Source organism: Marinobacterium lutimaris (assembly GCF_900108065.1).
In the GTDB taxonomy this organism is placed as follows: domain Bacteria; phylum Pseudomonadota; class Gammaproteobacteria; order Pseudomonadales; family Balneatricaceae; genus Marinobacterium_D; species Marinobacterium_D lutimaris.
Window position 1 is genome coordinate 421,428 of record NZ_FNVQ01000005.1, and the last position, 11,878, is coordinate 433,305.

An 11,878-nucleotide genomic window follows, 5' to 3' on the forward strand; every position below is an offset into this window, starting at 1 on the left:
CTTAACACTATGACCAATTCTACGATCCGCACCGCTCAGGTTCTCGCCGGCGCCGAAAATGGCGGCGCTGAGAACTTTTTCGTGCGCCTGGTGACCGGCATGCACGAACACCCGGATATGCAGGTCAAAGCCTTTATCCGTGACCATGAGCATAGGGTCAACGCCCTGCGCCAGGGCGGCGTCGAGACCGAGGGGTTCAGGTTCGGCTCCCCCGTAGACCTGATCGACCGCCATCGTTTTCGCAAAGCGCTGAACGCCTTCGAGCCCGACGTGGTTATGTCCTGGATGGGCCGCGCCACCGCGTACACACCAAACTCCAAGCGTTACACCCTGGTCAGCCGCCTGGGCCACTACTACAAGCTCAAGTACTACCAGCACTGCGATTACTGGGTCGGTAACAGTAAAGGGATCTGCCAGCACATGATCGATGGCGGCTTCCCGGCCGAGCGCGTGGTGCATATCTCCAACTTTGCCGACGAAACCCCCGTCACGCCGATTCCACGCGACAGCTTCGATACCCCTGCCGACAAACCGATCATCCTCAGCGCCGGCCGGTTGCACGTTAACAAGGCGTTCGATGTGCTGCTGCACAGCCTTACCGAACTGCCGGATGTGACGCTCTGGCTGGCCGGTGCGGGTCCGGAAGAAGCGAATCTCAAGGCGCTGTGCAAACAGCTGGGGCTGGAGTCGCGGGTGCGTTTTCTCGGCTGGCGTACCGATGTCACCACCCTGATGGCCAGCGTCGATCTGTTCGTCTGCCCGTCACGTCACGAGGGACTGGGTTCAATCGTGCTGGAATCCTGGGCGCACCGCTGCCCCATCGTCGCCACAGACTCGCAAGGACCGGGCGAGTTGATCACCGACGGGCTGAGCGGCCTGATCACGCCAATTGATGAAGCCCCGGCGCTGGCCAAGGCGATCGACCGGGTGCTGAAAAGCGATGATCTGCGCCAGCAACTGATCGAAGACGCCAGCCGGGTGTACGCCGAAGGCCACAGCAAAGCGTACATCGTCCAACGCTATGCAGAGTTCTACGAGGAGATACGCCACAAACGCGGCTAAGCCTGGGCTCCAAACAGGCCGCGCGCCATTAACTCACGGGCGCAGCGGCCCGCCTCATCCAGAGGCTCTGCATCCGGCTGCAGCGCTTCACCGCGCCATTGCTCCAGCGGCACCACACGCTTAGCATCAACCAACTGCTGCAGCCCGGCCTGCAGCCGGTTCTGCTTCAGTTGCGGCACCGGCAGAACACCGACCGCGCACCCTGCGCTCAGCGCTTCATAGACCATCGATACGCTGTCGGCGCTGACCCAGCAGCACTCCGTTACCGCCAGTTGTTGCGGCAGCCAGCCGGAAGGGGTTTGTGCCGCCGGAACAAATTCCAGCCCGCTAAGGTGCGCAAGTTTCACCTCGGTTTCGGCGGGGGTGCGGCGCGAGCTGGTGGCGCGCCAGCTGCGACCATCCTCAGACACTATCCGTTCGATCGCCCGGATCAGACCCGTCTCATCCCAGCCGCTGTGTTTGGAGGGACCGCCCACCAGGATCATGCCGCTGTCCGGCGTTTTCTCACCCGGTCGCATCCGGTTCAATGCACCGCGGGTGGCAACCACATTGCCCTGCGACGGCGGGCTGTCGTGCTCTGGAATCAGGCAAAGATCAAACAGCGACAGCGGCAGGCTGGGCTTCATCAGCACCACCGCCGGCACACGCCAGCCACGTTTCAGCGCCAACAGCGTCAGGTGCGTTGCGTGGCCTGCACCAATCAGCAGATCCGGCTTGGCTATCTGTGCGGACGACCGACCCAGCAGCAGCTCTTTAAGGGCGACACCCCGAGTAAACGGCGGCAGAGTCTCAATTTCGACCTCAGGTAGCAGGCGCTGCAACGCCTCGGCCAGACCCTGCGATTGGTTGAGATGGCCCGGCTTGCCGTCACTGACAATAACAATTCGCTTCACGGTCGCTCTCGCGTTGATGGCTTGGGTGTTATTCCGTCCCGAAGAGGACGCGATCATGATAAACAAATCAACCTGAGCAGGATAATCCGGCTAAAAGCAGGATTTCACTGTTGAGGCAATTCCATTTTTCGCGTGAAAGCATACAATCTACAATCTTGCGTAAAAGTCCCGGTGCTTTATCAGCATTTCTGGGGCACTTTCCTGTTTACCCGGTCTTTAGGATGGTCTGATATGTCGGCGTTCGGCTCTGTTTTCATGCCTGAAATGGCAATCTCCTGGTTTGATGGTTCGAGCTGGAGCGAAAGCCAGGTCGTGCCGAGCGAAAGCCTGCATCTGCACGCCGGTGCCCACGTACTGCACTACTCCAGCACCTGCTTCGAAGGCCTGAAGGCGTTCCGCCATGCAGACGGCTCGATCAAGATCTTCCGTATGGATCGTAACATCGACCGTATCGCGCAGAGCTCCCAGCTACTGGCACTGCCGGAGATCAACAAGGACCAGGTCGCCGAGATGATCAAATCGGTGGTCGCGAAGTTTGCAGCGGAGGTTCCGGAAGCGCCGGGCTCCATGTATATCCGCCCGACCCATATCGGCACCGAGCCCGCCATCGGCAAGGCCGCTGCGCCGACGCTGTCATCCTGCTTCTACGTGCTGCTGTCGCCGGTAGGCGATTACTTCTCCGGCGGCGACCGCGCCCTGCGTCTGCTGATCGATGACAAGAACATGCGCTGCCCGCCGCATATGGGCATGGTAAAGAGCGGTGGTAACTACGCCGGCGCCCTGCAGCCGACCATGAAAGCACGCGCCGAATTCCAGGCCGACCAGGTTCTGTTCTGCCCCAACGGCGATGTTCAGGAAACCGGCGCTGCCAACTTCCTGCTGATCGATGGCGACGAGATCATCACCAAGGCGCTGGACAGCACCTTCCTGCACGGCGTGACCCGCGACTCGATCCTCACCATCGCTCGCGATATGGGCATGAAAGTCTCCGAGCGCCAGCTCAGCATTGAAGAGCTGCTGGAGCGCTCCGCCAAGCCGGGCTGCGAAGCCGCCCTGTCCGGCACAGCCGCTGTACTGACCTCCGTCGGCACCCTGATCCACAACGGTCAGGAGTTCACCGTCGGCAACGGCGCCATCGGCGAAACCACTGTCAAACTGCGTCGCGCCCTGAACGATATCCAGTGGGGCCGCAGCGAAGACAAATTCGGCTGGCTGATCGACGTTTAAGTCAAAAGAATCCGTCAGATATGAAAAGACCGGGCTGATGCCCGGTCTTTTCGTTTATGCGGGTATTCAATTCACTCCATCAAATCACCCCAATACCCACTGATCCGCTCACGATACTCAACCAACTGATCACCGCTGATCACCCGCGGCTGGTTCTGCATGGTCTGGCGATGGCCAAAGGCACGATAGGCTTTGTAGGCTTCACGCAGCTCCTCCGCCTGCTCGGCGGGCATAAGGCCGGATTCCTCCAGCGATTCAAGAATGCGGATGTTGTCCGTATAGGTCAGCAGACGCGCATCGTCGTGTGCATTCGCCAGCACCAGGTACTGCACCATAAACTCGATATCAACCAGACCACCCCGATCCTGCTTCAGGTCGAACGCTTCGCTTTCACGGCTCGGAGCAGTGCCAAGCTGCTGGCGCATCCTCTCGCGCATTTCGCGCACCTCCTGCTGCAGTGCACTGCGCTCACGCGCCTGCCCCAGCACATCGGCACGCACGGCTTCGAAGCTCCTGGCAACGCGCTCACTGCCGCTGACCACCCGGGCGCGCACCAGGGCCTGATGTTCCCAGGTCCAGGCGTCATTACGCTGGTACTGCTCGAAAGCATTCAACGAGCTCACCAGCAGGCCAGAGTTGCCCGAGGGCCGCAGCCGCATATCCACCTCGTAGAGCTGTCCTGAGGGCGTTATCGTACCGAGGATATGGATAATCCGCTGGCCAAGCCGTGTAAAGAATACCGCGTTGGCCAACTCCCGCTTGCCGCCCTGGGTCATCAGGTTGGAATCGGCATCGTGGATAAACACCAGGTCCAGGTCTGAGCCATAGGAGAGCTCGATACCGCCGAGCTTGCCGTAACCGACGATGATGAAATCCGGGTCACAGGGCTCGCCCGGCGACTTCTGCGGTATGCCGTACTTGGCGGTCATATCGCGCCAGGCGATCTCCAGCACCGCATCCAGGATCACCTCGGCCAGCCAGGTCAGATAATCGCTGACCTTCATCAGCGGCAGTGCACCGGTAATATCGGAGGCGGCCACCCGCAGCACATGGGAGTGCTTGAAGTAGCGCAGCGCCTCCATCAACTGCTCGGTGTCGTCTTCCGGGATACGCACCAGCACCTGGCGCAGCTCGTCGTTCAGTTTTGCCTTGTCCGGCGGTGTGAACAGCGTACGCGGATCGATCAGCTCATCGAGCAGACCGGGCTGACGTGACAACTGCTCGGCAAACCAGTGGCTGGCGGAGCAGAGTCGCACCAGCTGCTGCAATGCACCGGGATTTTCGTTCAGCAGCACCAGGTAGGCGGAACGACGCAGCACCGCCTGGATCAGCAGCAGCACCCGCTCCAGGGTCACTTCCGGGTTTTCGGTCCCGCCCACCGCCTTCAGCAGCTTGGGAAGTACCGCCTGCAGGCGATCATGTCCGACCTGCTGCAGCATCTGCACGGTACGCTGTTGTTGCAGGCTACGCAGCTGCTGCAGCGCCTGTTGCGGCTCGGCAAAGCCCAGCTCACGGAGGTAACGCTCCACCGGCTCGCTTTCGAGCTCAGCATCCCAGAGCGAGTGCCACTGATCGGCACACTTATCGGCATGTTCCGTTTGCTCTGCCGCCTCCTCCGCCGGTGCAATCACCTCGGCAAAGTGGGCGGATACGGTACGACGATAACCATCAAGGCGTTCGCTGAACGACTGCCAGTCCTTGGCCCCCATGACAAAGGCCAGCCGCGCCTGCCCCAGCTCATCACGGGGCAGCTCCTGGGTCTGGCGGTCGGCCAGCGCCTGCAGCGCATGCTCGGTATCACGCAGGAAGCCGTACGCCTCCAGCAGTTCATCGACCACCTGCTGCGGCATGCCGACACATTCCGGTAGCAATGGCAGTATGCGGTTGAGCTCACGCTGCTGCAGGCGCTGGTCCCGACCGCCACGGATCAACTGGAACGCCTGGGCGATGAATTCCACCTCGCGGATGCCGCCGGCACCGAGTTTGACGTTCTGATCACGGTTTTTGAGCTTCACTTCACGATTGATCAGCGCCTTCATATCGCGCAGGGACTCGAACGCACTGAAATCGATATATTTGCGGTAAACAAAGGGCCGCAGCAGGGTGAAGAGCTCATCGCCCTGCTCCTTGTCCCCGGCCACGACACGGGCTTTGACCATGGCGTAACGTTCCCACTCACGCCCCTGGTCCTGGTAATAGGTTTCCAGGGCATCGAAGCTGCACGCCAGCGGACCGACGCTGCCGAAGGGACGCAGGCGCATATCAACGCGGAACACGAAGCCATCCGCCGTGGTGTTATCCAGAGACTGGATCAGCTTCTTGCCCAGGCGGGTGAAGAACTCCTGGTTGCTGAGGTTCTTGTCCTGGCGGTCGGTCTCGCCGTTCTGCGGGAAGGCAAAGATCAGATCGATATCGGAGGAGAGGTTCAGCTCGTAGGCGCCGAGCTTGCCCATGCCGATCACCACCATGCGCTGCTCGACCAGCTCACCGGAGGCATCGCGTGCCATTGGCCTGCCCCAGCGGGCAGCGGTGGCTTCGTGCAGCCATTCAAGGCTCAAATCGATCAGGGCGTCGGCCATATGTGTCAGGGTGCCGGTGGTCTCCGCCAGGTCGGCCAGACGATTCAGGTCACGCCAGATAATGCGCACCATCTCCCGACGGCGGATCAGGCGCAGGCGCCGCTGTAGCTCCGCTTCGCTGTCACACTCCTGCAGAGTAGCCTGCGCCAGCTGGCGAACCTCACCAGGCTCGTAGCTACGCCATAGATCGCCGCTCTGGTGCAGCTCAGCCAGCAGCTGCGGCTGCCGTTCCAGCTGTTCGCAAACGTAGTCGCTGCCGATCAGAATTCGGGGCAGTCCGTGCCTGATCTGTTCGGGTAGCTCCGCCCCGAGCTGCTCCAGTGCGGGCGTTACCCGCCGCAGATTTGCCTCCAATACGGTATGCAGCTCAGCGGGGGTTCCGCTTTTGAGTTCTTCCAACATCCTGACGTTCTCCTCACTCAACGCGGCCTCTACTGTAAACCAGAAGAACGCAGCAGGAATAGACGCACCATAAAAGTGCCCAGACAGCTCTCCAACAGGGCAGGTTCAAATTCACGGGAGACAAGACTCTACCCACAAGCCAGCTGGCAAGCCGGACTGCCCTCACTCTATAGATGCTATCTAACCTCCTGCTTTTTCTGGAATAACTGTCGATTACCTACTACACATATAAGGGTCCACCCAAGGATGATGCAAAAGCCTGAGCCAGAGCAAAACGCTCCCCCGTAGTGCACCTACACTGTCACCGGGTAACTGGAACAAGATTTGCTAACTAAGTGGTCAAGCTTTTAGAAACAGAAAAAAACCTTATTTCCAACACGCTGCAAAAAAGAACTCACCAGAGAGGACGACAAAATGTTGAGAAAAGCCTTTATCGCAACCGCGACGCTTTCACTGGCAGCTGCTGCCACTGGCGCCCAGGCCGCCGGTACGCTCGATGCGGTTAAAGAACAAGGTTATGTGCAGTGCGGTGTGACCTCAGGCGTCCCCGGCTTCTCTGTTCCGGACGAGCAGGGCAACTGGGTAGGTCTTGATGTCGACGTATGCCGCGCTGTCGCCGCAGCGGCACTGGGCGATGCCAGCAAGGTCAAATACACTCCGCTGAACGCCAAGGAGCGCTTCACTGCGCTGGCTTCCGGTGAGATCGATGTACTCTCCCGTGTAACCACCTGGACCCTGACCCGCGACACCCAGCTGGGTATCAACTTCGCCGGCGTGAACTACTACGACGGCCAGGGCTTCATGGTTAAGAAAGATCTCGGCCTCACCAGCGTCAAGGAGCTGGACGGCGCCACCATCTGCGTACAGTCCGGCACTACTACCGAGCTGAACATGGCTGACTACTTCCGTACCCACGGTCTGGAGCATACTCCGGTGGTGTTCGACACCAACGAACAGGCGGCTACCGCCTTCGATACCGGCCGTTGCGACGCCTTCACCACTGACCTGTCCCAGGCTTACGGCCTGCGTACCCGCATGACCGATCCGTCATCCGTGGTAGCGCTGCCGGAAGTTATCTCCAAGGAACCGCTCGGCCCGTCCGTGCGCCAGGGTGATGACCAGTGGTTCAACATCGTTAAGTGGTCCCTGAACGCCATGCTTAACGCCGAGGAACTGGGTGTTACCTCCGCCAACGTGGACGAGATGAAAGCTTCCAGCGAGAACCCGAGCGTCAAGCGTCTGCTCGGTGGTGAAGCTGGCCTGGCCGAAGGCATGGGCATCAGCGATGACTGGGCTTACCAGATCGTCAAACAGGTCGGTAACTACGGTGAATCCTTCGACCGTAACGTCGGTAAGGACTCTCCGCAGAACATCGACCGCGGTATCAACAACCTGTGGAACAACGGCGGCATCATGTACGCCGCGCCGATCCGCTGATCATCCGTTAGTCATAGAGGCCGCCTCCGGGCGGCCTCCTGCATCCGACATAGATCCCTTAACCGGGAAAGCCCCTGAGACGGACGATCCCGTCTAGGGTATGGAGAAGCAAGAGATGGCATCGGACACCAACCAAAACAGCAGCTCCCCCCCTTCCGAGCCGGAGCACAAGATCAAATTCTGGAACGACCCCGGCAAGCGCGCCCTGATATTTCAGGTACTGCTGGTGCTGGTGCTGGGCGGCTTCGTCTGGTTTATCGTATCCAACACCCTGAATAACCTGGAACAGCGCGGTATCACCACCGGCTTCGACTTCCTGTCGCAGGAAGCGGGCTTTGGTATTCCTCTCTCACTGGTGGAATATACCGAAGCATCCAGCTACGGCCGCACCTTCATTGTCGGCCTGCTCAATACCGTGCTGGTATCGGTCCTGGGCATCATCGCGGCCACTATTCTTGGCTTCATCCTCGGTGTGGCGCGACTCTCGGACAACTGGCTGATTTCACGCCTGTCCGCACTCTATATCGAAATTTTCCGTAACATTCCTCTGCTGCTGCAGATCTTCTTCTGGTACTTCGCGGTACTGCGGGCACTGCCTTCGCCCCGCGACAGTATCGAGTTTCTTGGCAGTTTCCTGAACATCCGCGGCCTGTCGATGCCGGCCCCGGTGACAGAACCCGGCTTTAACCTGGTCTGGATTGCACTGGCAGTGGGTATTGTCGGCACCTTCGTGATGACCAAGTGGGCTCACAAACGTCAGGATGCCACCGGCAAAATATTCCCGGTGGGCTGGACCTCGCTGGGCCTGATTATCGGTCTGCCCCTGCTGGTGTTCCTGCTCAGCGGCGCACCGATGACACTGGATTATCCCGAGCTGCGCGGTTTCAACTTCCGCGGCGGCATGACGATCATCCCCGAGTTCGTGGCTCTCTGGCTGGCACTGACCATCTACACCGCGGCGTTCATCGCCGAGACGGTGCGCGGTGGTATCCTTTCTGTACCTCACGGTCAGCTGGAAGCGGCCTCGGCCCTGGGTCTGCCGAAAACCCGCACCCTGCGTCTGATCGTTATCCCCCAGGCGATGCGCGTGATCATCCCACCGCTGACTAACCAGTACCTGAACCTGACCAAGAACTCATCGCTGGCCACCGCCATCGGCTACCCGGACCTGGTGTCCGTGTTCGCCGGTACCACGCTGAACCAGACCGGTCAGGCGATCGAGGTGATATCGATGACCATGGCGGTCTACCTGTCGTTGAGCGTGCTCACATCGATATTCATGAACTGGTACAACAAGCGCAAATCGCTGATCGAGCGCTAGGAGGCAAGGTATGAAATACGAACTTCAACCCACGCTACCGCCTCCCGCCAACACCATTGGTGTGATCGGCTGGGCGCGCAAGCACCTGTTCAACGGACCGTTGAACTCCATCGCCACACTGTTTCTGGCCTGGCTCGCCTTTACCCTGCTGACGCCGCTGTTCGACTGGGCGTTTTTCAGCGCCGACTGGGCTGGCACCACCCGTGAAGACTGCACCAGCGGCGGCGCCTGCTGGGTGTTCGTCGGTCAGCGTATCGAGCAGTTCCTGTACGGTTTCTATCCCCGTGAGGAAACCTGGCGGCTGGACCTGTCGTTCTTCCTGATGCTGGCGCTGATTCTCTGGCTGGCGATACCGAAGATCCCCGCCAAGGGTATCGCCGCCGTGCTGACGCTGGTGGTATTCCCGGTGGTGGCGTTCTTCCTGCTGACCGGCGGCGCATTCGGCCTGGAAGCGGTAGATACTCATCAGTGGGGCGGCTTGAGCCTGACCCTGGTGCTGGCCGTGGTCGGCATGGTGGCGTCACTGCCGCTGGGCATCCTGCTGGCGCTGGGCCGGCGCTCGGAGATGCCGATCGTCAAGTCCCTGTCGGTGGTTTACATCGAGGTGTGGCGCGGCGTGCCGCTGATCACCGTGCTGTTCATGGCATCGGTGATGCTGCCGCTGTTCTTCCCGGAAGGGATGAGCTTCGACAAGCTGCTGCGCGCCCTGATCGGTATCACCCTGTTCCAGACCGCCTACATGGCGGAAGTGGTGCGCGGCGGTCTGCAGGCGATCCCCAAGGGGCAGTACGAGGCGGCCGACTCACTGGGCCTGGGCTACTGGCAGAAGATGATTCTGATCATTTTGCCTCAGGCGCTGAAAATGATGATTCCCGGCGTGGTGAACACCTTTATCGCGCTGTTCAAGGACACCAGCCTGGTGCTGATCATCGGTCTGTTCGACCTGCTGGCGATTGTCCAGGCGGCCACCAACGATCCCAAGTGGATCGGGTACGCCACCGAAGGCTATGTCTTCGTGGCACTGGTGTTCTGGATCTTCTGCTTCAGCATGTCCCGCTACAGCCAGTACCTTGAGAAACGGCTACAAACCGGCCATGGCAACCGAGCCTGAACACGGAGAAAGAGACAATGACAGACGCGGCAAGCAATACCGGTGAGCAGCTGATGATCGAGCTGCGCGACATGAACAAGTGGTACGGCGAGTTCCATGTGCTCAAGAACATCAACCTGAAGGTCAAAAAGGGCGAGCGCATCGTTATCTGCGGACCTTCGGGCTCGGGCAAGTCAACCATGATCCGTTGCATCAACCGGCTGGAGGAGCACCAGCGCGGCGATATCATCGTTAACGGTGTACCACTGACTCATGACATCAAGAACATCGAGACGATCCGCAAGGACGTGGGCATGGTGTTCCAGCACTTCAACCTCTTCCCGCACCTGACCGTGCTGGAAAACTGCGTGCTGGCCCCGATCTGGGTAAAGAAGATTCCGCGTAAGGAAGCCGAAGCCACGGCGATGAAGTACCTGGAGCGCGTGAAGATTCCGGAGCAGGCGAAGAAGTATCCCGGCCAGCTCTCCGGCGGTCAGCAGCAGCGTGTGGCGATTGCCCGCTCGCTCTGCATGAACCCGGACGTGATGCTGTTCGATGAGCCTACCTCGGCGCTGGACCCGGAGATGATCAAGGAAGTACTCGATGTCATGATCGAGCTGGCCCAGGAAGGGATGACCATGCTCTGCGTAACCCATGAAATGGGCTTCGCCAAGACCGTGGCCGACCGAGTCATCTTTATGGCGGATGGCCAGATCGTTGAGGAGAACGAGCCACACGAGTTCTTCAACAACCCGCAGCATGAACGGACCAAGCTGTTCCTGAGTCAGATCATCGATCACTGATCCTGCCGACTGCAGCGAACAGGAATACGAAAGGGTGACTCTCTGTTGAGCGTCACCCTTTTTTGTCACCGTGAGCCATTAAGCTAGTGAGTCATTAAGCTAAATACAGAAAGTCATCTGGCTGGGTTAGTATCCTCCTCCCCGCCAGCTTTCCGGACTATGGAAATCCGATGAAACGACGTCAATTGATTCAGGGCGCACTGGGCCTGTGCTGTGCACCACTCTCAGGCTCCCTGTTTGCGCAGCTCACCGAAGCACTGCCAAAGACGGATACTCAGCCCGTCGCCTTTATCGGCCACGGCTCGCCGATGAACGCCATCGAGGACAACCTCTACAGCCAGGCCTGGAAGTCGATGGCCGGCGATCTGCCGAGGCCCGCAGCGATTCTCTGTATTTCCGCGCACTGGCTGAGCCGGGGCAGTTTTGTCGGTGCCGTGCAAGCGCCTGAAACCATTCATGACTTTGGTGGCTTCCCGCAGGAACTGTTCGACGTGCAGTACCCGGCGCCGGGCTCACCGGAAGGCGCCGAGCTGTTGCAGACACTGACCCGGCAGAAATCGGGAAAAGATGTGGTCAGGCTGGATCACGAGCGGGGGCTGGATCACGGCACCTGGTCGGTGCTCAGACAGATGTACCCGGACGCCGATATCCCGGTGTTTCAACTCAGTATCGATTACCACCGGCCCATGGCCTACCACTATGCACTGGCGCAGCAGCTGGCGGCGCTGCGCGAACGCGGTGTGCTGATCATCGGCAGCGGTAATATCGTCCATAATCTGCGCGCGGTGCAGGCCGTCAACGGCGGCTACGACTGGGCGGTGGCCTTTGATGAGCAGATCAAACGGAAGCTTATCGACGGTGATCACCAGAGTATTCTTAACTACCAGTGGTACGGCAAAGCGGCGGAGCTGTCGGTACCGACGCCGGATCATTATATTCCGATGCTTTACAGCATCGGCCTGCAGCGCAGCAGCGACGAGCTCAGCTTCTATAACGAATCGCTGACCCGCGGCGCCATATCGATGCGCTCCTTTGTGCTTTCGCCCAGCTGATCCAGCTTTTAA

General features: G+C 59.7%; 9 protein-coding genes. 7 read left to right on the forward strand and 2 right to left on the reverse strand.

The annotated features are described in order from the left end of the window. Positions 1–9: 9 nt before the first annotated feature. Complete coding sequence (locus C4S72_RS21295) at positions 10–1,062, forward strand: glycosyltransferase (protein WP_104005197.1); 1,053 nt, start codon at positions 10–12, stop codon at positions 1,060–1,062. Here the strand turns inward: C4S72_RS21295 and C4S72_RS21300 are convergent. Next, positions 1,059–1,955 (reverse strand): mitochondrial fission ELM1 family protein, encoded by an 897-nt coding sequence (locus C4S72_RS21300; protein ID WP_235009226.1) that lies wholly within the window; start codon positions 1,953–1,955, stop codon positions 1,059–1,061. The two genes, C4S72_RS21295 and C4S72_RS21300, sit on opposite strands and share 4 nt — an antisense overlap. Positions 1,956–2,186: 231 nt before the next feature. On the opposite strand from C4S72_RS21300, the gene C4S72_RS21305 reads away from it, so the two are divergent. Further along, complete coding sequence (locus tag C4S72_RS21305; protein ID WP_104005199.1) at positions 2,187–3,182, forward strand: branched-chain amino acid aminotransferase; 996 nt, start codon at positions 2,187–2,189, stop codon at positions 3,180–3,182. Positions 3,183–3,253: 71 nt separating this feature from the next. Here C4S72_RS21305 and glnE read toward each other — a convergent pair whose 3' ends face one another. Further along, entirely contained in the window at positions 3,254–6,163 is a 2,910-nt protein-coding gene (gene glnE, locus C4S72_RS21310; RefSeq protein WP_104005200.1) for a bifunctional [glutamate--ammonia ligase]-adenylyl-L-tyrosine phosphorylase/[glutamate--ammonia-ligase] adenylyltransferase, read from the reverse strand. Positions 6,164–6,577: 414 nt separating this feature from the next. Between glnE and C4S72_RS21315 the strand changes: the two genes are divergently transcribed. The 5 genes from C4S72_RS21315 to ygiD all read left to right on the forward strand — a co-directional run bounded on the left by C4S72_RS21315 (position 6,578) and on the right by ygiD (position 11,866). Further along, positions 6,578–7,600, forward strand: coding sequence for an amino acid ABC transporter substrate-binding protein (locus C4S72_RS21315; protein ID WP_104005201.1), 1,023 nt, complete (start codon positions 6,578–6,580; stop codon positions 7,598–7,600). Between the two features lie 115 nt (positions 7,601–7,715). Next, positions 7,716–8,921: an amino acid ABC transporter permease gene (locus C4S72_RS21320; protein ID WP_104005202.1), complete on the forward strand. Its 1,206-nt coding sequence runs from the start codon at positions 7,716–7,718 to the stop codon at positions 8,919–8,921. Between the two features lie 10 nt (positions 8,922–8,931). Then, on the forward strand, positions 8,932–10,032 hold the full coding sequence (locus C4S72_RS21325; protein WP_104005203.1) for an amino acid ABC transporter permease: 1,101 nt from the start codon (positions 8,932–8,934) through the stop codon (positions 10,030–10,032). A 53-nt stretch (positions 10,033–10,085) separates the two neighbouring features. Further along, positions 10,086–10,814, forward strand: a complete 729-nt coding sequence (locus C4S72_RS21330; RefSeq protein ID WP_200826857.1) for an amino acid ABC transporter ATP-binding protein — start codon at positions 10,086–10,088, stop codon at positions 10,812–10,814. A gap of 170 nt (positions 10,815–10,984) precedes the next feature. Further along, a complete protein-coding gene (gene ygiD / locus C4S72_RS21335; RefSeq protein WP_104005205.1) occupies positions 10,985–11,866 on the forward strand; it encodes a 4,5-DOPA-extradiol-dioxygenase in 882 nt (293 codons plus the stop codon). The last annotated feature ends 12 nt before the right edge of the window (positions 11,867–11,878 follow it).